Origin of the sequence: Abyssibius alkaniclasticus (assembly GCF_020447305.1) — a bacterium.
GTDB classification, from domain to species: Bacteria; Pseudomonadota; Alphaproteobacteria; order Rhodobacterales; family Rhodobacteraceae; genus Abyssibius; species Abyssibius alkaniclasticus.
In genome coordinates this window covers 2,194,624-2,217,764 of the sequence record NZ_CP095732.1, presented here as the reverse complement: position 1 = coordinate 2,217,764, position 23,141 = coordinate 2,194,624, and the positions used below count along the sequence as shown (strand labels likewise).

The window sequence follows — 23,141 nt, the reverse complement described above, 5'->3', positions numbered from 1 at the left end:
AATCAGCTTTCACGCATATTGGCATCATAGGCGGCCACAAGGGCGGCGGCCCGCTCTGCCACATCCTGCACAGCCATGCCGGGCTGGTAAAGCGCCGTGCCAATGCCAAAGCCAACCGCCCCTGCCCCAAGCCATGCGCCAAAATCATCGGCCCCGACGCCACCCACGGCATAGATGCGGGTTTTCGGCGGCAGCACGGCGCGCACGGCTTTCAGCCCGGCCACGCCCAACAGGAAGGCAGGGAAAATCTTCAGCCCATCGGCCCCGGCGGCAAGCGCGGCAAAGCATTCGCTTGGCGTTTGCACACCGGGAAAGCTTTGCAGGCCAAGCGCCTTGGTGCGGGCAATCACCGCCGCGTCGCAATTGGGCGATATGATGAGCTGCGCACCGGTTTCGGCCACGGCGTCAACCTGTTCGGGCGTCAGCACCGTGCCTGCACCAAATTCTGCCCGCGCGCCAAACGCCTCTTGCATGGCGGCGATACTGTCCAGCGGCTGCGGCGAGTTCAGCGGCACCTCGATCTTGCTTATGCCCGCGCCAATCAGCGCACCAGCAATCGGCAGGGCTTCGGGCGGGGTAATGCCGCGCAAGATTGCAATCAGTTCGCGCATGTCAGTCCTTTCCGGGTGGCGCAATGCGCGCGGTAGGCGGCGGTCAGCCCGGCCAGTGTCAGGCCCGTGGCGTCATGCAGGTTTGCGGATGCGCCCTGGCTTTCCAGCGCGCGCGCATAAATGCGCGAAATTTCCTGCGCGCCGATAATGGCAAGGTTTTGCCCCAGCCAATAGCGTTTGGCGGCGGCGAGTTCCGTGCCAATCAGCAGGCCCGAAAGCCGCGCGCGCGCCGCAAGGGGCGACAACTCGGTCAAAAGCGATTCCGCGCGCAGCGAGAACAGCCGCCGCGCAATTGCTTCGGGGCGGGCCAGTGCGTCGGCAAGCCCAGCATCAAAAGCGGCCTCATCCCAGCCGGTTTCGGCGATCGAATGGCGCAGCACCGAGCCGCGCGACAGCAGCGCAAACAGCTCGCCCGTCATATAGGTGCAGAAACTCACCACCTCGCCCGCCGAGATTTGCGCCCATTTGGTATGCGTTCCGGGCAGGCAGGCCACACCGTCAAAATCGGGCTGCGCGGCCAAAAGCCCGGCGATTTGCGTCTCCTCTCCGCGGATCACATCTGGCGGGCTCATCTGCTTCAGGCCCGGCACGACAAGCACCGAAATTCGGGGCGATTGCACCGGCGCTTCGGCCAAGGTTTCAAAGGGGGCCGCCTTGCACGGCACCTGATGATAGCGCGCCTCGACCCAGCCCTGACGGCTGCCGACCATGCCACAGGCCAACACCGCAAGCCGGCCGCTTTCCGGCAACCAACCCTGAAGCTGCGCCAGCAAGGCCGGCTCGAACTCATGCCGCGCCAGCCCGGACATACCGGCATTTGATGCGCGGGCCTCCAGCACAGTGCCATCTTCACCCATTGCCCAAAGCCGAAGGTTGCTGGTGCCCCAATCCACGGCCACCCAGGCGGGTTTGGCTTTGGCGCTCATCCTGTCACCACCGTGCCGCCATCAACCACCAGCGCCTGTGCGGTGATCATGCGCGCCGCGTCCGATGCCAGAAACAGCGTCGCATCAACTACATCGCGCGGGGCAAGATGTTCTTTCAGACATTGCTTTTCCAGATGCGCGGCGAGCCCTTCTTCGGTGGCCCAAAGCTTCATCTGCCGTTCGGTCAAAACCCAGCCGGGCATCAGCGCATTCACGCGAATTTTCTGCGGACCAAGCTCGCGCGCCAGACCGCGCGTCAGCCCGGTAATGCCTGCCTTGGCGGCCACATAGCCGGGGTAGCCCGCATTGCCCATCATATAGGAAATCGAGCTGAAATTGATGATCGAGCCACCGCCCGCCGCCGCCATGCCCGGTGCCACGGCCTGTGCCCCGAACACATGCGGGCGCAGGTTGACATTCTGGCCCGCATCCCAGCTTTCCGGCGTTATCTCGGCCAGGCTGTGGCGCGTGTCATTGGCGGCGTTGTTCACCAGCACATTGACGGGGCCAAAAGCATCCACCGCCTGGGCTATGGCGGCCTGAAGGGCGGCGATATCGGTGATATCGCATTGGATGAACAGCGGCGCATTGCCGTATTTCGCGGCCATATCCGCCACAAATGCGCTGGAATCCGAGCGTTGGACAAAAGATACCGACGCGCCTTGCGCAAGGAAACCCTCGCTCAATGACGCGCCAATACCCGCACCGCCGCCGGTGATGAAGACATGCTTGCCCGCAAGGTCATGAAAGGTTGCAAAGCGTTCCACTAGTGGCTCTCCCGCGTCACGGGGCGCGTGTCTTTGCCCACCAGAAAATCAAGGTCCGCGCCCTTGTCGGCCTGCAAAACATGGTCGATGTAAAGCCTGGCATAGCCGCGCGTGTAATGTGGCGCATCGGCCACCCAGGCGGCGCGGCGGGCGGCCAGTTCCGCCTCGTCCACCAGCAAATCCAGCACACCGGCGCGCGCGTCAAGCCGGATCGTGTCGCCGGTTCTGACCAGCGCCAGCGGCCCACCGGCCTGTGCTTCGGGCGCGACATGCAGCACCACGGTGCCATAAGCCGTGCCCGACATGCGCGCATCGGAGACCCGGATCATATCGCGCACGCCGCGTTCCACCAGTTTGCGCGGAATGGGCATATTGCCGACCTCGGGCATCCCCGGATAGCCCTTCGGCCCGCAGCCTTTCAGCACCAGAATGGTGTTCTCATCGACATCCAGATCGGGGCTGTCGATGGTGGCTTTCATGTCTTCGATATTCTCAAACACATGCGCGCGGCCTTCATGCTTCAGCAAATGTTCCGACGCGGCCGAGGGTTTGATGATTGCCCCATCGGGTGCCAGATTGCCGCGCAGCACACGCAGGCCCGCCGCCGGTTTCAGCGGGGCATCAAGCGGAAAGATCACATCGCGGTTGAAGCATTCCGCGCCATCGGCATAGGCGGCAATATCGCCCCCCAAAACGGTTTTGGCCTTGCGCAGAGAGCCACGCAATTCGGCCAAAACCGCCGGGACGCCGCCGGCATAGCAGAAATCTTCCATCAGGTATTTGCCCGAGGGCATACAGTTGACGAGCAGCGGAATATCGGACGCAATCTCGAAATCTTTCAGCGTCAGCTCCACCCCGGCCCGGCCCGCAAGCGCAAGCAGATGCACCACGGCATTGGTGGACCCACCGGCGGCGGCATTCATCAGAATAGCATTTTCGAAATTCGGCTTTTGCAGGATTTGCGACAGCGGCAGGTCTTCCTCCACCATTTCGACAATCCGCTTGCCGGTCAGATGCGCCAGCGCGGTGCGGCGCGCATCTACCGCTGGCAGGGCTGCGTTTGTGGGCAGGCTCAGCCCCATCGCCTCGACAAGGCTGGCCATTGTGCTGGCCGTGCCCATTGTCATGCACACACCCGCGCTGCGGCTCATCCCGCTTTCGGCCCCCATGAAATCTTTCAAGGTCATTTCACCGGCGCGCACGGCTTCGGAAAATTTCCACACATCGGTGCCCGACCCAATATCCTGCCCGCGATATTTGCCGTTCAGCATGGGGCCGGAGGAAACGACGATGGTCGGCAGATCGACGCTCGCCGCGCCCATAAGCTGGCCGGGGGTGGTTTTATCGCAGCCGCCCAGCAGCACAACACCGTCAATGCCATAGGCGCGGATGCTTTCTTCCACATCCATTGCCAGCAGGTTGCGAAACAGCATCGCGGTTGGCTTCATCTGGGTTTCGCCAAGGCTCATCACCGGAAATTCCACCGGAAAGCCCCCCGCCTCCCACACGCCGCGCTTCACCGCCTCGGCCAGCACGCGCAGGCCCGAATTGCACGGGGTGAGTTCGGACCAAGTGTTGCAGATGCCGATAATCGGGCGGCCATCAAAGGCATGGTCAGGAAAACCCTGGTTCTTCATCCAGCTGCGATGAATGAACCCGTCCTTGTCGTTTTTTCCATACCATGCGGCGGAACGGCGGGGCTTTTTCATGCGGCTTTCCTTAGCTGTGCCCAGTCGGGCAACCAGTTTCCGTGGGCGACAAGCAGCGCATCTACCATTGCGCGGATCTGGTCAAGGTCAAGTTCGGCACCTGTATGCGGGTCTAGCATGGCGGCGTGGTAAATATGCTCGCGGTCTTCGCGCAGCAGCGCCTGCACGGTCATATCCTGCACATTCTGGTTGCTGCGCATCAGCGCCAGCAATTGCGGCGGAATGTCGTCAACCACGGTGGGCTGCAAGCCGTTGCCATCAACCAGCACCGGCACTTCCACCGCGGAACCTGCGGCGAGTTGCGGAATATAGCCGTGGTTGGCGATGTTGCCGTAGATGACCGAAGGCGTGCCGGTAACGAGCGAATTCATGATCGTGGCGGCATATTCGTGGCTTTGCTTCACCTCGATCGTATCGGCCGCCTTGAAGCGTTCGGCCTGGGCCTGCCAATCGGCGATCTGCTCAACGCAACGTTTGGGGTATTCATCCAGCGGGATGCGGAAGCGCTCGATCAGGTCGGCCCGGTCGCGCTTGATGAACCAGGGCACATATTCGGCGAAATGCTCGCTGCTTTCGGTTACAAAGTAACCCAAATGCTTCATCATTTCATAGCGCACAAGGTTCGGGCAACGCGGGTTCCACTCGCTTTCCTTGGGGATGGAGCCTGCCGCATAGCCTGCCTTCAGATCGGGATACAGGTCACGATAGCTGCCATCGGCCTGCCGCGCCTCGAAGTTCAGATAAAACGCCATGTGGTTGATGCCGCCCGCGCGATAGCGCAAATCGCCCACCGGCACGCCAAGGTCGCGCGCCAGTTCCGCCGCCGTGCCCTGCACCGAATGGCACAGGCCGACCTGCTTGATATCGGGGTAGCGCGCGGCAATCGCCCAGGTGTTGATCGCCATCGGGTTCACATATTGCAGCATCAGCGCATTGGGGCAAACGGCGCGCATGTCTTCGCAGATTTTCCACAAATGCGGCACGGTGCGCAGCCCGCGCATGATACCGCCAATGCCAAGCGTGTCGGCAATGGTCTGGCGCAGGCCAAACTGTTTGGGCACCTCGAAATCGGTAATCGTGCAGGGGTCATAGCCGCCGATTTGGAAGGCGACAACCACGAAATCCGCCCCGTTCAGCGCGGCGCGCTGGTTCATTGTGGTTTCAACCTTCGCGCCGACCTTCAGACTGGCGACCATCTTTTTGGCCACCAGCTCCGATTCCGCCAGCCGCGTCGCGTCGATATCCATCAGCGCAATGGTCGCATCGGCCAGCGCGGGCATATGCAGCGCATCGCCGATGATGTTTTTCATGAATATCGTGGACCCGGCCCCGATAAAGGCGATTTTGGTCATTTAACTGCTCCGAGAGTCAAGCCTGCAATGAAGTGTTTTTGCATCAGGAAGAACATGGCCACAGGCGGCAGCGCGGCAATGATCGAACCCGCCGACACGAGGTGCCAAGCCGCCACCCACTGCCCGTTGAGCGAATATAGCCCCGCCGTCACCGGCTGTGTGCTGGCACCTGTTGTCAGCACGGTCGCCCAGAAATAATCGTTCCAGATGAAGGTGAAAACCAGCACCGAAAGTGCGGCAATGGCCGGGCGCATCAGCGGCAGAACGATATACCAGAAGATCCGCCATTCGGCGACGCCTTCCACCCGCGCCGCCTCGATCAATTCACGCGGCAGGGCGCGGATGAAGTTGCGCATGAACAGCGTGCAAAACCCGGTTTGAAAGGCGATATGAAACAGCGCCAGGCCCAAAGTGGTGTTGTAGACACCCATAGACAGGGTCAGATCGCGCACCGGCACCATGAGAATCTGGAACGGCACGAAGTTGCCCGCCACGAACATGAAGAAAATCAGCAGGTTGGAACGGAAACGGTAAATGCCCAGCGCAAAACCTGTCATGCAGCTTAGCGCCACGGCGCCGATGACCGTGGGAATGGTCACCTTGAACGAGTTCAGGATGTATTGCGCAATGGGGGAATTGGCAAAAACATCGTAATAGTTTGAAAAGGCGATACGGCTGGGCATTCCGAAATAATTGCCCGCCGCAAGGTCGGAACTGGGCCGCACCGAGGTCAGCGCCACGCCCAGCAAGGGCAGCAGCCACAGGACAAGCGAGATGGGCAGCGCCACCTGGTAAAGAATGCGTGCATTGCGCGACCGTTGGGCAATAGGACGTGGAAACATCTTAGTAGCCCCCCTTCTCATCGCGGACCATCTTCCAGATGAACCCCGAGATAAACACCATCATGATGCCAAACAGCACCACCGCAATCGCCGCGCCGTAACCCATCCGGTAGCCATATTCCGAAAGCGCCTGTTCATACATGTAATAACTCAGCACGCGGGACGAGCCGAAGGGGCCACCATTCGTCATGATCGAAATAAGGTCGAAACTGCGCAGCGCGCCGATGACGGTGACAACCACGGCAATGAAGGTTGCCGGGCGCAGTTGCGGCAGAATGACATACCACAGCATCTTGATGCCCTTGGCCCCGTCAAGCCGTGCCGCCTCGATCTGGTCGGTTGAAACATTGTTCAACCCCGTCAGATACAAGATCATGCAATAGGCGATTTGCGGCCAGAGCCCGGCGGCGATCACGCCATATGTCACCAGATCAGGGTCGGCCAGCACGGCAATGCCCTTGCCCGAAATCCATTCGGTAAGCTTGTAAAGCAGCCCGAAATTCGGCGCGTAGAACCATGAAAACATCAGACCGACAACGACTTGGGAAATCACGAAGGGAAAGAAGAACAGTGATTTGTAAAGCCGGATGCCGGTTACGGTCTGGTTCAGGAACAGCGCAATCAGCAACCCCGCAGGCACGGCCAGCATGTAAAGCACCAGCCAGATGACGTTGTTTTTCAGCGAGGTTACGAAATTCCGGTCGCCCCAAAGCTCGGTATAATTGTCGGTGCCGATATATTTCATCTCGCCCAGCCCATCCCATTGAAAAAACGAAATGCGAAAGCTTTCAAGGATCGGGTAGACCACATAGATGCCGAACATCAGCAAGCCGGGGGCCAGAAAAAGCCAGGGCGTTAGCCGTTGCTGGTTACGTTTCCACCAGCTTTGCCGGGGTGGTTGGCTTGTCATGGTCATGGCTTACCTCGGCGCGTTCGGGTTTGTCGAAAAGTGCAAAACAAATGGGTGCGGCGGCCCCAATGCGGGGCCGCCAGCTTTAGCTTAGTTGTAAATCCGCTGACGTGCGGCTTCCAGACGCTGCAATATGTCTTCAAGGTTTTCAGGGCGAACCATGAATTCCTGGAAACCCTCCATGCCGATCTTGGCCATTTCAGCAGGTGCGTCACGGTCAAAGAACTGCGCAAGCGCGTAGGCATCCGACAGCATGGCAAAACCGGCGGTCAGATAGGGGTCATCGCCCACTTCCGACTGGTTGTTCACTGGCAACTGGCCAAGTGCGGCATTCAGGCGTGTCTGCGTGTCTGCACGGCCAAGGAAGGCCAGGAACAGCTTTGCGTCTTCCACATTCTTGGCCCCGGCCGGGATATGCACCGTATCGGTTGGTGCATCTTCAGCCCGCGGAATGCCGGGGGTGATTTCCGGGAAGGGCATGAAGCCCAGATTGTCCTCGGTCATGCCGCCATCCATGAAGGTGGCCACGGCAAAGTTGCCCATGACATAGTTGGCAGCCCGGCCCTGCACCAGAAGGGTTGCAGCATCCTGCCAGTCAATCGCGGCGTGGTTTTCGGTAACATAGCCCGGCTCGACAAGCCGTGCCCATTGGGCGAACGTGTCGCGCACGCGCTGGTCTGTCCAGGCAACCTCACCGGCGGTCAGGGCCATGTGGAACTCGTAACCATTGGTGCGCAGGTTCATATAGTCGAAAATGCCGGCCCCCGGCCACAGCGCCGAAGTGCCGGTGGTCAGACAGTCGATGCCAGCCTCCTTGAACAGCGCGCAATTGGCGATGAATTCATCCCAGTTTGCAGGCACTTCAGCACCAACCTGTGCATAGACATCCTTGTTGTAATAGATGCCCCACTGGTAATAGGTATAGGGCACGCCCCATTGCTTTTCATCGATGGTCATCGAGGCGCGGGCCGAGGCCAGGCTTTCATTCAGGCCAGCACTTTCCCAAACATCCGATACATCCATGAACTGGCCCGCATTTACAAACGGTGCCATGCGGTTGCCGGCATACCAGTTGGCAAGGTCGGGTGAATCGGCGGTCAGAAAGTTGCGGATGGCTGTTTTATAGCCTTCGTGGTCGAACATGTTCACCACAACGTCGATATCGGGGTTTTCAGCCTCGAAATCGGCGATCAACTGGTCAAACGCCGCGCGCGGCGCGGGGTCTGATGTGTCGGTGTTGAACACCAATGTCCGCTGCTGTGCCAATGCGCTGCCGCCCGCAAGCAGGGCAACCGACAGGGCAAGACCGGCGGTCTTCTTCAAATGCAACATGTATTCCTCCCATTGTTGCGATTATCGTTCCACTATTTGAAACGTCGTATTGAATATTGAAATGATGCGCAAAGTTGCTATGCTTGTCAACAGATTCGGTGAAATGCCCAGCAGGTTTGAATGATGAAAGACAACGCGCATAAGGACGGCACGGTCGGAAAGGCGCTGGCAATTCTGGATGAGGTTGCCACGGCTGGCCGCCCCTTGCGCCTGTCGGACATGCTTGCAACCAGCGCCTATCCCAAGGCAACGCTGTATCGGTTTTTGCAAACCCTCACCTCGCAGGGGATGCTGGCCTATGATGCCGAGCGTCAAACCTATCGCCCCGGATTGCGGCTGGTGCGGCTGGCACATGCGGCCTGGCAGCAAAGCTCGCTGGCGCCCATCGCCCTGCCCTATGTCGATGCGCTCAGCGCCGAGCTTGGGGAAACCGTGCATCTCGCCCAGCTCGACAACGGGCAGGTGTTATATGTCGACAAGCGCAACGCCGTCTCGCCCGTTGAGATGTTTTCGCAAGCCGGAAAAATCGGCCCGGCCTATTGCACAGGCGTTGGCAAGGCGATGATGGCCTTTCTGGATGAGGCGGAGCTAGAGCGCCTGATCCCCAAACAGGCCTTTCACGCCTATACGGCCCACACAATCACCAGTGCCGATGCCTTGCGCGCCGAGCTTGCCGCCATTCGCAAAGCCGGCATTTCCTTTGACCGCGAAGAACACGAGCCGAGCATCATCTGCATTGCCGCCCCCATCCTCACGCCTGCCGGGCGCGTGGTTGGCGGCCTGTCTGTTACCTCCACCACAACGCGCCACAGCCTTGGCGCGCTGGAAGCGATGAAACCCGCCCTGATTAGGGCCGCAACACATATTGGCAAGGATGCCGCCGACTGGCTGTTTCCAGAACAAGGCCGGAACGGAATTTAGGGAGAATGCTATGTCGGGCGTAAAACTTACGAATGTGGTCAAGAAATACGACAGTGTTCAGGTCATCCACGGGGTGAATCTGGAGGTGGATGACGGTGAATTCTGCGTCTTCGTCGGCCCTTCGGGCTGCGGAAAATCAACGCTGCTGCGCATGATCGCGGGGCTGGAACATACCACCGGCGGCAAAATCGAAATCGGCACGCATGACGTAACCCATGAAGACCCGGCCAACCGTGGCGTGGCAATGGTGTTCCAGACCTATGCCTTGTATCCGCATATGACGGTGGAGCAGAACATGGGCTTTGGTCTGAAAATGAACAAATCACCCAAGGCCGAAACCGCGCGCAAAGTGGCTGAAGCCGCCGCGATTTTGAAGCTGGAACCCTATCTCGACCGCAAGCCAAAGGCGCTGTCGGGTGGCCAGCGCCAGCGCGTGGCCATTGGGCGCGCCATTGTGCGCGGCCCCGAAATCTTCCTGTTTGACGAGCCGCTGTCCAACCTCGATGCCGAGCTGCGCGTTGAAATGCGCGTCGAGCTTGCCCGCCTGCACAAGGAACTGGGCACCACGATGATTTACGTCACCCATGATCAGGTGGAAGCGATGACGCTGGCCGACAAGATCGTCGTGCTGCGGGCAGGCTATATCGAACAGGTCGGCGCGCCGATGGATCTGTATCGCGACCCCGACAATGTGTTCGTGGCCGGGTTCATCGGCTCGCCCGCCATGAATTTTCTGGCTGGCACTGTCGAAGGTGGCAGAATTTCAGTGCCCGGTCTTGGTGGCCGCGCGATTGAAACCAGCGTCGCCCTGCCCGCCGAGGGCCGTGCGGTGACGATCGGCCTGCGCCCGCAAGCCCTGCAACTGTCTGAAGGCGATTCGCTTAAAGTTGACCTTGTCGAGCAGCTTGGCGGCGTGTCCTACGCCTATCTGACGGCAGCGACGGGCGAGCGGCTGGTTGTCGAAATCAAGGGCGATGACGACCCCAAAGCCGACAGCGCCACAAGCATTACATTTGACAGCAGCACCATGCTGGTTTTTGACGCGCAAACCCAACAACGCTTGCGTTAACCGCATGTAGCAGCGCCGCCAAGCCGCTGTTCTGAAAGCAAACGCCGCCACGCGCCGTAATGGCCCTGGCGGCGTTTTACGTTTTGGACCTTCGGCAAAAATTTGCGGGATTAATTTCACAAAGCTTGATTTGCATCAAATCCATTTTTTGCCCGCTCGCGCATAGAGGCTGAGAAATGCCGCCTTATTGCGGCATCCTTTTTAGAGAGGGTTAGCCATGAACGCGCTTGCGGGACCAACACGCAGCCAACAGAACCGCGCACTCGGCCTTAGCACCGTAGCCTTTACGATGAACTTTGCCGTGTGGACGATTTTTGCGATTATCGGTGTGCAGATCAAAAACCAGCTTGGGCTGAATGAAACGCAGTTTGGCGTTCTGGTCGCCACCCCGGTTCTGACCGGCTCGCTGACCCGCCTGATGCTGGGCATCTGGACCGAGCAGTTTGGCGGGCGCATCGTGTTTCCGGCGCAAATGCTGCTGGCGGCGCTGGCGACATGGCTGCTGACCCTGGCCACGACCTACACCATGTTTCTGGTGGCCGCGCTTGGCGTTGGCCTTGCAGGCGGGTCTTTTGCGGTGGGTGTGGCCTATGTCTCGCATTGGTATCCGCGTGAAAAGCAGGGCACGGCGCTTGGCATTTTCGGTGCCGGAAACGTGGGCGCTGCCGTTACGAAATTCGGCGCGCCCTTCGTGATGGTCGCCTATGGCTGGGAAGCGGTTGCAAATATCTGGGCGCTTGGCCTGGCCGCGATTGCGATCATCTTCTTCATCTTTGCCCAGAATGACCCGGTTTTTGAGGCGCGGCGCAAATCCGGTGCGAAGGCACCCACGCTTGCCCAGCAGCTTGAACCGCTCAAGAATCTTCAGGTCTGGCGCTTCTCGCTTTATTATTTCTTCGTGTTCGGGGCTTTTGTGGCACTGGCCCTATGGCTGCCGTATTATCTGGTTGCGGTTTATGATGTCAGCATTACCACGGCGGGCATGGCGGCGGCGGCATTCTCGCTTTCCGCCTCGCTGTTTCGTGCCTATGGCGGGCATCTGTCCGACCGTTTTGGCGCGCGCGCCGTCATGTATTGGACCTTCGGCTTTTCGTTGATCCTGCTGTTCATGCTGGCCTATCCGCCCACCAGCTATTCGATTCATGGCCGCGACGGCAATATCAACTTCACCACCTCTATGGGGTTCGGGGCATTCGTTCTGGCGATATTCGGGCTTGGCTTTTTCATGAGCCTTGGCAAGGCCGCGGTCTACAAACATATCCCGGTATATTACCCCGACAATGTCGGCTCGGTCGGCGGGCTTGTGGGCATGATCGGCGGGCTTGGCGGTTTCGTGCTGCCCATCATCTTTGGCGCGCTGCTCGACCTCACAGGCATTTACACCACCAATTTCATGTTCCTGTTCCTGCTGGTCGGCGTGGCCCTGACCTGGATGCATATGTCCATCCGCAACATGGAGCGCGCCAATCCGGGCGTGGCGCGTGATGCACTGCCGGAATTGCCGGAATTCGCCGATATGCCGGTGCCCGAAGCCCCGGCTGGCGTGCTGACCGAGTGGCAACCCGAAGACGCGACCTTCTGGGAGAGCAAGGGCCGCAAGATTGCCCGGCGCAACCTGTGGATCTCGATTCCCGCGCTGCTGCTGGCCTTTTCGGTCTGGATGGTGTGGTCGGTCGTGGTGGCGCGCCTGCCGGCTATTGGCTTTGACTTTACCCAGGGCCAGTTGTTCTGGCTGGCCGCCCTGCCCGGCCTTTCGGGGGCGACCTTGCGGATATTCTACAGCTTCATGGTGCCGATTTTCGGGGGCCGGTTGTGGACAACGCTTTCAACCGCCTCGCTGCTGCTGCCTGCAATGGGCATTGGCTATGCGGTGCAAGACCCGTCAACACCTTACCTGATCTTCCTCGTGCTGGCGCTGCTCTGCGGTCTTGGCGGTGGCAATTTCGCCTCGTCTATGGCCAATATCAGCTTTTTCTACCCCAAAGCGGAAAAGGGCAATGCACTGGCGCTGAATGCCGGGCTTGGCAATCTTGGTGTGTCGGTCATGCAGTTCCTGGTGCCGATTGCCATTACAATGGGCGTGTTCGGCGCGCTTGGGGGCACCCCGCAAACCCTAAGCGATGGTGGCCAGCTCTGGTTGCAAAACGCCGGCTTCGTCTGGGTGCCGTTCATCATTGCCGCCTCGATCGCGGCCTATCTTGGCATGAATGATATCGCCTCGGCCAGATCATCCTTTGCCGATCAGGCGGTCATCTTCTCGCGCGCCCATAACTGGATCATGTGCATTCTTTACACCGGCACTTTCGGCAGTTTCATCGGCTATTCGGCGGGCTTTCCGCTGCTGATGAAAACCCAGTTCCCGGAAGTGAACGCGCTGTCCTACGCCTTTCTTGGCCCGCTTGTCGGCGCGCTGAGCCGGGCCGGCACGGGCTGGATTTCCGACAGGTTCGGTGGTGGCCGCGTCACGCTCTGGACCTTTATCGCGATGATCGTCGCGGTTCTGGGCGTGCTGCAATTCCTGCCCTCGGGTGGTGAAGGTGGCTTTTTCTGGGGGTTCTTTGCCAGTTTCATGGCGCTGTTTTTCCTGACAGGCGTTGGCAATGCCTCGACCTTCCAGATGATCCCCGTGATCATGAACAAGGAAATCAAGCGCCTGATGCCACAGCTCGATAGCGCCGCGCATCAAAAACAGGCGGGGCGTGAAAGCGCGGCCATCATCGCCTTTACCTCGGCGATTGCGGCCTATGGCGCCTTCTTCATTCCCAAAGCCTATGGCAGCTCTATTGCCATAACCGGTGCGCCCAATGCCGCGCTCTGGGGCTTTGCGGTTTTCTATGCGCTCTGTGTGGCAATCACCTTCGCCTTTTACGCCCGCAAATCGGCCCCTGTGCCCTGCTGAAATTCATGGTGCGCCGCGCAGGTGGCGCGCCTTTCAAACCGGAGACCATATCATGAGCCATCTGCTGGACCGCCTGAACTTCCTGACGCCCAAGCGCGTTGACACTTTTGCCGATGGTCATGGCCAGACCACGATTGAAAACCGCGACTGGGAAGACACCTATCGCAAACGCTGGCAGCATGACAAGATCGTCCGCTCGACCCACGGGGTGAACTGCACCGGCTCGTGCAGCTGGAAAATCTACGTCAAATCCGGCATTGTGACATGGGAAACCCAGCAGACAGACTATCCGCGCACGCGCCCCGGCCTGCCCAACCACGAACCGCGCGGCTGCGCCCGTGGGGCCAGCTATTCGTGGTATCTCTATTCCGCCAACCGCGTCAAAACCCCGCTGATCCGCGGCCATCTGCTGAAAGCATGGCGCCGGATGCGCAAGGACATGCCCGCAACCGCCGCCTGGAAGGCATTGCAGGAAGACCCGATCTTGCGCGCAAGCTATGTAAAAACCCGCGGCAAGGGCGGGTTTGTGCGCGCCACATGGGATGAATCGACCGAGATCATCGCCGCCGCCAATGCCTATACCGTCAAAACCTACGGGCCGGACCGGATTTTCGGCTTTTCACCCATTCCTGCCATGTCGATGGTCTCTTACGCTGCCGGCAGCCGCTACCTGTCGCTGATGGGCGGGGTCTGCATGTCGTTTTACGACTGGTATTGCGACCTGCCCCCTGCCAGCCCGATGACATGGGGCGAGCAGACCGACGTGCCGGAATCGGCCGATTGGTATAATGCGGGCTTTTTACTGCTTTGGGGCTCCAACGTGCCGCAGACCCGCACGCCGGATGCGCATTTTTATACCGAAGCACGCTATCGCGGCACCAAATCGGCGGTCATCTGCCCCGATTATTCCGAGGCCGCCAAGTTTGGCGATATCTGGCTGAACCCCAAACAGGGCACCGATGCGGCGCTGGCCATTGCGATGGGCCATGTCATTCTGCGCGAATACCATCTCGACCGTCAGGCCGAATATTTCGAGGATTACTGCCGCAAATATTCCGACATGCCGATGCTGGTGAAGCTGGAAGAAAAAGACGGCAAGCTCATCCCCGGCCGCTTTTTACGCGCCGATGACTTTTCCGACAAGCTGGGCGAGGCCAACAACCCCGATTGGAAAACCGTCGCGCTTGACGAGGTTTCCGGCGACATGGTTGCGCCCAATGGGTCCATCGGGTTCCGCTGGGGCGAAAAAGGGTCGTGGAACCTTGAGGAACGCGCAGCCGATGCTGATACGCGCCTGAAACTGTCGCTGGTGCTGGATGAAGACCATGACGCGGTTGTCGGCGTTGACTTCCCCAATTTTGGCGGCAAGGCCCATGCGCATTTCCACAAAACCACCCACCCCGATGTGCTGACCCGCAACATCCCCGTAAAAACGCTTGACCTTGCGGGCGGCAAAACCAAGGTCGCCACGGTGTTCGACCTGCTTTGCGCCAATTACGGGCTGGACCGTGGTTTGGGCGGCGACTGGGTCACAACCGATTTCAACGCCGATATGCCCGGCACCCCCGCCTGGGCCGAGAAAATTACCGGCGTTGCAGCCGATAAAACCATTACCGTGGCGCGCGAATTTGCCCGCAATGCCGAAAAGACCAATGGCAAGTCTATGGTCATAATCGGGGCGGCCATGAACCACTGGTATCACATGGATATGAACTATCGCGGTGTGATCAACATGCTGGTGATGTGCGGTTGTATCGGCCAGTCGGGCGGCGGCTGGAGCCACTATGTCGGCCAGGAAAAGCTGCGCCCGCAAACCGGCTGGCAGCCACTGGCCTTCGCGCTCGACTGGCAGCGCCCGCCGCGGCACATGAACTCCACCTCGGCATGGTATGCGCATACCGACCAGTGGCGCTATGAATCGCTCAGCATTGACGACATTATCGCGCCGACCGCACCCAAGGGCGATTGGGATGGCGCGCTCATCGATTACAACATTCAGGCCGAACGCATGGGCTGGCTGCCCAGCGCGCCGCAACTCAAAACCAACCCGCTTGAGGTTGCCAAAGCCGCCAAGGCCGCCGGCAAAGAGCCAGCGGCATATGTGGCCGAACAGCTGAAATCGGGCGAATTGGAGATGAGCTGCGAAGACCCGGATGCGCCGGAAAACTGGCCGCGCAACCTGTTTGTGTGGCGCTCGAACCTGCTCGGCTCGTCGGGCAAGGGGCACGAATATTTCCTCAAGCACCTTCTGGGCACCGATAACGGTGTGATCGGCGGCGACCTTGAGGAACTTGGGATCAAAAAGCCCAAGGAAGTGAAGTGGCACACAGAAGCACCCAAGGGAAAACTCGACCTGCTCGTGACCATCGACTTTCGGATGTCGACCACCTGCGTTTATTCCGACATCGTTCTGCCCACCGCCAGTTGGTATGAAAAGAACGACCTCAACACATCGGACATGCACCCGTTCATCCACCCGCTTCAGGCCGCGGTGGACCCGGCTTACGAGTCCAAGTCGGATTGGGAGATTTTCAAGGCCATCGCCAAAAAGGTGCAAGAGGTCGCACCCGAAATCCTGGGCAAGGAGACCGACATCGTCGCCCTGCCCCTGCTGCATGACACGGCAAGCGAGTTGGCCCAGCCCGATGTGCTGGATTGGAAAAAGGGCGAATGTGACCTGATCCCCGGCAAGACCGCGCCCAATTTCATTGCGGTCGAGCGGGATTATGGCGCGATCTATGACCGTTTCACCGCGCTTGGCCCGCTGCTCGACAAGCTCGGCAATGGCGGCAAGGGCATCGGCTGGAACACCGAGGTGGAGGTGCAGCACCTGCGCGACCTCAACGGTGAATGGGCCGACGGGGCTGGCAAGGGCTGTGCGAAAATCGACACCGATATCGACGCAACCGAAGTCATCCTGATGCTGGCGCCCGAAACCAACGGCGAAGTGGCCGTAAAGGCCTGGGAGGCGCTGGAGAAGTTTACGGGCCGCGAACACACGCATCTGGCCCGCCCCAAGGAAGACGAGAAGATCCGCTTTCGCGATATTGCCGCACAGCCGCGCAAGATCATCTCATCGCCCACATGGTCGGGAATTGAATCTGAGCATGTCTGCTATAATGCCGGCTATACCAATGTGCATGAGCTTATACCCTGGCGCACGCTGACCGGCCGCCAGCAGCTTTACCAGGATCATAAATGGATGCGCGCCTTTGGTGAGGGGTTTGTCACATGGCGCCCGCCGGTCGACCTCAAAACCATCACCGCCGCTGTGCAAACCGATGGGGATGAGCCGCATCTGGTGCTGAACTTCATCACGCCGCACCAGAAATGGGGCATCCATTCCACCTATACCGACAATTTGCTGATGCTCACGCTCAACCGTGGCGGGCCAGTTGTGTGGATTTCGGAGAATGATGCCAAGTCGGTCGGCATTGCCGATAATGACTGGATTGAAGCCTATAACGCCAATGGCGCGCTGACAGCCCGCGCGGTTGTTTCCCAGCGCATCATGGATGGCACGGTCTTCATGTATCATGCCCAGGAAAAGATTGTGAACACACCGGGCAGCCAGAAAACCGGGCTGCGCGGCGGTATCCACAACTCGGTCACCCGCGCCACATTGAAACCCACCCATATGATTGGCGGCTACGCCCAGCAATCTTACGGGTTCAACTATTACGGCACGGTCGGCTCGAACCGCGACGAATTCGTCATCGTGCGCAAAATGAACAAGGTGGATTGGATGGACACACCGGCCGCCACCAAATCGCCCGCATCATTGGAGGAACAGGCATGAAAATCCGCGCACAAATCGGCATGGTGCTGAACCTTGATAAATGCATCGGCTGCCACACCTGTTCTGTCACTTGTAAAAACGTCTGGACCAGCCGCGACGGGGTTGAATACGCATGGTTCAACAATGTCGAAACCAAGCCCGGCACCGGCTACCCGACCGATTGGGAAAACCAGAACAAATGGAATGGCGGCTGGCAGCGCACGCGCTCTGGCAAGCTGATCCCCAAACAGGGGGGCAAATGGCGCATTCTGGCGAAAATCTTCGGCAACCCCGATTTGCCGGAGATTGATGACTATTACGAGCCGTTCGACTTTGACTATGACCACCTGAAATCGGCCCCCGAAATGAACACCTTCCCCACCGCGCGCCCGCGTTCCAAAATTACCGGGCAGCGGATGGAGAAAATCAACAAGGGCCCGAACTGGGAAGAAATCATGGGCGGCGAGTTTTCCAAGCGCGGGGAAGACTACAACTTTGAAGGCATCCAGAAGGAAATTTATGGCGAGTATGAAAACTCGTTCATGATGTATCTGCCGCGCCTGTGCGAACATTGCCTCAACCCGTCTTGCGTGGCCTCCTGCCCGTCTGGCGCGATTTACAAGCGCGAGGAGGACGGGATTGTTCTGATCGACCAGGAAAAATGCCGTGGCTGGCGCATGTGCGTTTCCGGCTGCCCCTACAAGAAAATCTACTACAACTGGGAAAGCGGCAAATCGGAGAAATGCACCTTCTGCTATCCGCGCATCGAAAGCGGCCAGCCGACCGTGTGTTCAGAAACCTGCGTCGGGCGCATCCGCTATTTGGGTGTCATGCTGTATGACGCCGATAAAATTGCGCAAGCCGCCGCCGTGGTCGATGAGAAAGACCTGTATCAGGCGCAGCTTGATGTGTTTCTCGACCCGAATGACCCCAAGGTCATTGCCGAGGCGCTGAAACAGGGCATTCCGCAAGATTGGGTGAAGGCCGCGCAAATTAGCCCGGTTTACAAAATGGCGATGGATTGGAAAATCGCCTTCCCGCTGCACCCCGAATATCGCACCCTGCCAATGGTCTGGTATGTGCCGCCGCTCTCGCCCATCCAGAACCGCGCAGAAGCGGGGCAGATCGGCATGGACGGCGATATGCCGGATGTTGCAAGCCTGCGCATTCCGCTGCGCTACCTTGCCAATATGCTGACAGCAGGTGACGAGGAGCCGATCCGCGTGGCACTGGAGCGGATGCTGGCCATGCGTGGCTATATGCGCGCCAAAACAATCGACGGGATGATCAACGAAGCCCTGGCCGAAAAGGTTGGCCTTAGCCCTGCCCTGATCGAGGATATGTATAAAATTCTGGCGCTCGCCGATTATGAAGACCGTTTCGTCATCCCCACCGCCCACCGCGAAATGGCCGAAGACGCCATGGATATTCGCAGCGGCTGCGGCTTCACCGATGGCAATGGCTGCTCGACCGGCATTTCGCAAGGCTCGCTGTTCGGCGGCAAGGGCAAGAAGACATTCACATTCCCCGAGGAGGCGCGCTGATGCAGAAATCGCTCAAATGCCTGTCGCTGCTGCTGGCCTATCCCAGCACGGAAATCCAGAACGAGATCGAGGCGCTGGGCACAGCACTTGAAGCCGATGGCCAGCTTAACGGGGCGGCGCTGGATGCGCTTGCCCCGCTGATGGCGCGCTATGCCGATGCCGATATCTGGGATTTGCAGGAAAGCTATGTCGAGATGTTCGACCGCTCGCGCACGCTGTCGCTGAACCTGTTCGAGCATCTGCACGGCGAAAGCCGCGAGCGTGGCAGCGCAATGGTGGATTTGCTAGAAACCTATCGCAGCGGCGGCTTCGATCTGGAAACCAGCGAACTGCCCGACCATCTGCCGGTGCTGCTGGAATATCTCTCAACCCGTCCGGTGGGCGAGGTGCGTGAATTGCTGGTGGATGCCAGCCATATTCTGGGCGCGCTGCACACCCGCCTGACACGGCGTTCCAGCCCCTATGCCGGGGTGTTCGCGGCGCTGCTGTCCATTGCCGGTGTGGCCCTGGAGGAGGCGACTTCGCCCGAACTGGTGGCCGAACCCGATGACGACCCGAATGATCTGGAGGCGCTCGACGCCGTTTGGGAAGAGGCCGAGGTCACATTCGGCCCCGACCCCAATGCCGGCTGCCCGCAAGTGCGCGACATGCTGGCCAATATGGACACACCCCCCGCTGCGGCCCGCAGCCAATTGACAGGAGCCGGCAATGCATAATTTTCTTTTCGGCATATACCCCTATATCGCGCTGGCCGTGCTGGCGATCGGGTCTATCGCGCGGTATGAGCGTGACCCGTTCACCTGGAAAAGCAAATCGAGCCAGCTTTTGCGGCGCAAGCAGCTCATCCTGGGTTCCGTTTTGTTCCATATTGGTGTGCTGACGATCTTCTTCGGCCATCTCGTCGGCCTGCTTTCACCGATTGTCATCTGGGATATGCTGGGCATATCGCACACGGCCAAACAGCTACTGGCGGTTATCGTGGGCGGGGTGGCCGGTGTTGCAGCCCTTGTCGGTGGCATTTTGCTGTTGCACCGCCGCCTGATGGACCCGCGCATCCGCGCTACGTCCAACTTCGCCGATATTGCCATTCTGGTGCTGCTCCTGACACAGCTGGTGCTGGGTCTGGGCACGATATTCGTATCGCTTCAGCATCTGGATGGCGGTGAAATGGTGCGACTGATGACCTGGGCGCAAGCGATTTTCACCTTTCAGCCGAATGCGGCAGACAATATCATCGGCATCCACTGGCTCTTCCAGCTGCATCTGGTGCTGGGGCTGACAATCTTTCTGGTCTTCCCCTTCACACGGCTTGTTCACATGCTGTCGGCCCCGCTGCGCTATGTCATCCGCCCCGGCTTTCAGATCGTGCGCACACGCAAACGGGGGATGCGCTGATGGCCCGCCCCTTCTTTCCCGAAGTCTCGGTCAACGGGCATGTGATTGACCGCACGCTCATTGCCGCAGAAGCCCAGAACCACGCCGCCCCGCCGGGCAAACCCGGCTGGGCATGGCAGGCGGCGGCCCGCGCATTGGCCATCCGCTCGGTGCTGTTGCAGCGCGGCATGGCGCTTGGGCTCAACCCCACGCCCGAGTTGAACGAGGACGGTTTGCGTGAAACCGAGGACGAGGCGCTGGTGCGCGCGGTGATCGAGGCGGAAATCACGCCAGAGCCTGCCGATGAGGCCGCGCTTCAGGCGCTTCATGCCAAAGAAGGCGATGTGCGCCCCTATGAGGAGGCGCGCGCCGATCTGCTGGCCGCGCATGAAATGGCCGCCTGGGGCCGCGCGGCACAGGCCTATATCGGCACGCTTGTCAGCAAGGCCACAATCACCGGCGTGACATGGGACCGGCCCGATGGCGCCGGGGCAAAAGGCCAGGCTGGAATGCGCTAGGCCGGGCTGATCCGCGCCAGATCCTCTAGAAGTGCGTCGAGCGCGGCGGGCGCAAGCATGTTCGGCCCGTCAGAGGGTGCGGCATCGGGCGCGTCATGCACCTCGACAAACAGCGCCGCGCAGCCAACCGCCACGGCCGCGCGCGCCAGCGGGGCCACGAAACGGCGCTCGCCACCGCTGCTGGCCCCCTGCCCGCCGGGCAGTTGCACCGAATGCGTGGCATCAAACACCACAGGATAGCCGGTTTCAGCCATGATCGGCAGGCTGCGAAAATCGGATACAAGCGCGTTGTAACCAAAGCTCGTGCCACGCTCGCACAGCAAAATCCGCTCATTCCCGGTGCTGGCGATTTTGGCGGCGACATGGGCCATGTCCTGCGGGGCCAGAAACTGGCCTTTCTTGACATTCACCGCAGCGCCCGTATGCCCCGCAGCAAGCAGCAGGTCGGTCTGGCGGCACAGAAAGGCCGGAATTTGCAGCATATCGACGATGTCGGCCACCGGCGCGCATTGCGCGGGCACATGCACATCGGTGACTACCGGGCAGCCAAACTGCGCCTTCACCTCGGCCAGAATTTCCAGCCCCTGGCTCATGCCAATGCCGCGCGCTGTGGCGTGGCTGGAGCGGTTGGCCTTGTCAAAGCTCGATTTGAAAACGAACCCGCGACCGTGGCGCGCGGCAAGTTCTGCGATGATTTCAGCCATTTTCAGCGCATGGTCGCGGCTTTCAATCTGGCAAGGCCCGGCGATCAGCACAAAGGGCAGATCATTGCCGATAATGTGCCGGCCGACTGTAACATGGCGGGGTTCTGGCGCGTTCATGGCAAGACACTTTCAATGCGGGCCACGTCGGACGGGTTGTTCAGCTCCCAAAACAAACGGCCCCTGGCATTCACTTCAACACAATGCACCGCAACGCCGTTTTCCAAAAAGCGCAATTGCTCCAGGCCTTCCAGCGATTCGAGCCTGCCAAGCGGCCAGCGCGCATAGGCGGCCAAAGCATCGGGGCGGTAGGCGTAAACGCCGACATGGTGGAACACCGGACACGGCACAGGCAAGGGGCCATCGGGCAAAAAGGGCAGCACTTCTTTTGAAAAATACAGCGCCTGCCCGTCGGCGCCAAACACCGCCGTGGTGCCGCCCACCCGGCCTGCAACACGGTCAGCGCGCAACAGCCCGTAGGTTTGCGCATCGCAGCGCAGCACGGGCGTGGCCATTTGCGCGGCGGGGTTGGCCTGCATCGCGGCTTCCAGATCGGCCAGAAACCAATGCGGGGTCAGCGGCGCATCGCCCTGCAGGTTGATGATGATCTCGGGCAGATGCGGCAATTGCTCAACCGCCGCCGCGCAACGCTCGGTGCCGTTGCTGCAGGAAGCAGGCGTCATCAGCGCCTGCCCGCCAAAGCCGCGCACAGCCTTAGCGATGCGCAAATCATCGGTGGCCACGAATATCTCGTGCGCATCGCAAAACTGGCGCGCGCAGTCCCATGTGCGCTGCACCAGCGGCTTGGCCGCACCGCTTTGCCCGCGCAAGGGCGTAAGCGGTTTGCCCGGAAAGCGCACAGACTGGTAGCGCGCCGGAATGATGACCGCCCGCTTCACGCGCCCACCCCGGCGCGCAGGCAATCATGCATATGCAGCACGCCAAGCAGCGCGTCATCGGCCATGACCAGACATACCGAAACCCCGCGCGCCGTCATCAGCAGGGCGGCATCGGCCGCCAAAGCATCGGGGGCAATCTGCACAGGGTTTGGCGAGGCAATCTGTAGCGGTGCCACCTCCCATAACCGATCGGCATTGCGGCGCAAATCGCCATCGGTAATCACGCCCAGCACGCGGTTTTCATCGGCCAGAATGGCAAGCCCAAGCGATTTGGCCGACATTTCAACGACAACATCGCTCATCCGTGCCAATGGTGCGACAAGCGGCAACGCATCGCCGCTGCGCATCAGATCGGCCACGGTCAGCAGCCGCGCGCCAAGCCGCCCGCCGGGGTGGTAGCGGCGAAAATCCTCCGGCAATGCCCCCATGACCACGCTGACCCCCACGGCCAGCGCATCGCCAATGGCCAATGCCAGCGTGGTTGACGTTGTCGGGGCCAGCCCATTCGGACAGGCCTCCTCGATTGCACCATAGCAAATGGCCACGCGGCTGGCGCGCGCCAAAGTGCTTGTGGCGCTGGCGGTGATGCTGATGATGTCGACCTGATTTTGGCGGCAGAACACCAAAAGGTCGCTCAACTCCGAGGTTTCACCGGAATGCGATACCACCAGCACCGGGCTGCCGCGCTGCACAAGCGACAGATCGCCGTGGCTGGCCTCGGACGGATGCAGATACATCGCCATACGGCCAAGCGAACGAAAGGTCGAGGCGAGCTTGCCGGCCACATGCCCCGATTTGCCGATGCCCGCCACGATCAGCGGGCCGGGCGCGGCGGCGATTTCGCGCACGGCGTGCGCGCAGCCCGCGGGCCGTGCGCCAAAGCCTGCAATCGCCGCCGCCTCTTTTTGCAGCACGCCTGCAATCGTGGCCTCCAGTGCCGTATCGTCAGGGGCGGAAACGGGGTTTTGCATATGATCCATTGCACAATT

Annotated in this window: 19 protein-coding genes; 8 read left to right on the top strand and 11 right to left on the bottom strand. The window is 60.1% G+C overall.

The window, feature by feature from the left end:
- Window positions 1–2: 2 nt before the first annotated feature.
- The 8 genes from LGT41_RS11085 to LGT41_RS11050 form a co-directional block, all read right to left on the bottom strand.
- Window positions 3–611 (bottom strand): 2-dehydro-3-deoxy-6-phosphogalactonate aldolase, encoded by a 609-nt coding sequence (locus LGT41_RS11085; RefSeq protein WP_274126949.1) that lies wholly within the window; start codon window positions 609–611, stop codon window positions 3–5.
- Entirely contained in the window at window positions 599–1,537 is a 939-nt protein-coding gene (locus LGT41_RS11080; protein WP_274126948.1) for a 2-dehydro-3-deoxygalactonokinase, read from the bottom strand. Before LGT41_RS11080 ends, LGT41_RS11085 begins: the two co-directional genes overlap by 13 nt.
- Complete coding sequence (locus tag LGT41_RS11075) at window positions 1,534–2,304, bottom strand: SDR family NAD(P)-dependent oxidoreductase (RefSeq protein ID WP_274126947.1); 771 nt, start codon at window positions 2,302–2,304, stop codon at window positions 1,534–1,536. The genes LGT41_RS11080 and LGT41_RS11075 overlap by 4 nt, the downstream gene beginning before the upstream one ends.
- Entirely contained in the window at window positions 2,304–4,013 is a 1,710-nt protein-coding gene (locus LGT41_RS11070) for an IlvD/Edd family dehydratase (protein ID WP_274126946.1), read from the bottom strand. Before LGT41_RS11070 ends, LGT41_RS11075 begins: the two co-directional genes overlap by 1 nt.
- Window positions 4,010–5,365, bottom strand: a complete 1,356-nt coding sequence (gene melA / locus LGT41_RS11065) for an alpha-glucosidase/alpha-galactosidase (RefSeq protein ID WP_274126945.1) — start codon at window positions 5,363–5,365, stop codon at window positions 4,010–4,012. Before melA ends, LGT41_RS11070 begins: the two co-directional genes overlap by 4 nt.
- On the bottom strand, window positions 5,362–6,207 hold the full coding sequence (locus tag LGT41_RS11060; protein ID WP_274126944.1) for a carbohydrate ABC transporter permease: 846 nt from the start codon (window positions 6,205–6,207) through the stop codon (window positions 5,362–5,364). The genes melA and LGT41_RS11060 overlap by 4 nt, the downstream gene beginning before the upstream one ends.
- 1 nt (window position 6,208) lies before the next feature.
- A complete protein-coding gene (locus LGT41_RS11055) occupies window positions 6,209–7,123 on the bottom strand; it encodes a carbohydrate ABC transporter permease (protein WP_274126943.1) in 915 nt (304 codons plus the stop codon).
- A gap of 84 nt (window positions 7,124–7,207) precedes the next feature.
- On the bottom strand, window positions 7,208–8,449 hold the full coding sequence (locus LGT41_RS11050) for an ABC transporter substrate-binding protein (RefSeq protein WP_274126942.1): 1,242 nt from the start codon (window positions 8,447–8,449) through the stop codon (window positions 7,208–7,210).
- A 123-nt stretch (window positions 8,450–8,572) separates the two neighbouring features.
- Between LGT41_RS11050 and LGT41_RS11045 the strand changes: the two genes are divergently transcribed.
- From LGT41_RS11045 to LGT41_RS11010, 8 genes are all read left to right on the top strand, one after another.
- Window positions 8,573–9,370 carry an IclR family transcriptional regulator gene (locus LGT41_RS11045; RefSeq protein WP_420720214.1) on the top strand — a complete coding sequence of 266 codons (798 nt, stop codon included), beginning with the start codon at window positions 8,573–8,575 and terminating at the stop codon, window positions 9,368–9,370.
- Window positions 9,371–9,380: 10 nt separating this feature from the next.
- Entirely contained in the window at window positions 9,381–10,439 is a 1,059-nt protein-coding gene (locus tag LGT41_RS11040) for an ABC transporter ATP-binding protein (protein ID WP_274126940.1), read from the top strand.
- 217 nt (window positions 10,440–10,656) lie between these two features.
- Window positions 10,657–13,338, top strand: a complete 2,682-nt coding sequence (locus tag LGT41_RS11035) for a nitrate/nitrite transporter (protein WP_274126939.1) — start codon at window positions 10,657–10,659, stop codon at window positions 13,336–13,338.
- Window positions 13,339–13,390: 52 nt separating this feature from the next.
- The gene (locus tag LGT41_RS11030; RefSeq protein WP_274126938.1) at window positions 13,391–17,137 is read left to right on the top strand and encodes a nitrate reductase subunit alpha; all 3,747 of its coding nucleotides are present in this window, start codon (window positions 13,391–13,393) and stop codon (window positions 17,135–17,137) included.
- The gene (gene narH, locus LGT41_RS11025; RefSeq protein ID WP_274126937.1) at window positions 17,134–18,660 is read left to right on the top strand and encodes a nitrate reductase subunit beta; all 1,527 of its coding nucleotides are present in this window, start codon (window positions 17,134–17,136) and stop codon (window positions 18,658–18,660) included. Before LGT41_RS11030 ends, narH begins: the two co-directional genes overlap by 4 nt.
- A complete protein-coding gene (gene narJ, locus LGT41_RS11020) occupies window positions 18,660–19,376 on the top strand; it encodes a nitrate reductase molybdenum cofactor assembly chaperone (RefSeq protein WP_274126936.1) in 717 nt (238 codons plus the stop codon). Before narH ends, narJ begins: the two co-directional genes overlap by 1 nt.
- On the top strand, window positions 19,369–20,055 hold the full coding sequence (narI, locus tag LGT41_RS11015; RefSeq protein ID WP_274126935.1) for a respiratory nitrate reductase subunit gamma: 687 nt from the start codon (window positions 19,369–19,371) through the stop codon (window positions 20,053–20,055). The genes narJ and narI overlap by 8 nt, the downstream gene beginning before the upstream one ends.
- Window positions 20,055–20,552 (top strand): hypothetical protein, encoded by a 498-nt coding sequence (locus LGT41_RS11010; protein ID WP_274126934.1) that lies wholly within the window; start codon window positions 20,055–20,057, stop codon window positions 20,550–20,552. Before narI ends, LGT41_RS11010 begins: the two co-directional genes overlap by 1 nt.
- Here LGT41_RS11010 and kdsA read toward each other — a convergent pair.
- From kdsA to LGT41_RS10995, 3 genes are read right to left on the bottom strand one after another with little or no spacing between them, the layout of a single operon-like run.
- Window positions 20,549–21,373 (bottom strand): 3-deoxy-8-phosphooctulonate synthase, encoded by an 825-nt coding sequence (kdsA, locus tag LGT41_RS11005; RefSeq protein WP_274126932.1) that lies wholly within the window; start codon window positions 21,371–21,373, stop codon window positions 20,549–20,551. The genes LGT41_RS11010 and kdsA overlap by 4 nt on opposite strands.
- On the bottom strand, window positions 21,370–22,152 hold the full coding sequence (locus LGT41_RS11000) for a 3-deoxy-manno-octulosonate cytidylyltransferase (RefSeq protein ID WP_274126931.1): 783 nt from the start codon (window positions 22,150–22,152) through the stop codon (window positions 21,370–21,372). Before LGT41_RS11000 ends, kdsA begins: the two co-directional genes overlap by 4 nt.
- Window positions 22,149–23,123, bottom strand: coding sequence for a KpsF/GutQ family sugar-phosphate isomerase (locus LGT41_RS10995; protein WP_274126930.1), 975 nt, complete (start codon window positions 23,121–23,123; stop codon window positions 22,149–22,151). Before LGT41_RS10995 ends, LGT41_RS11000 begins: the two co-directional genes overlap by 4 nt.
- Between the last annotated feature and the right edge of the window lie 18 nt (window positions 23,124–23,141).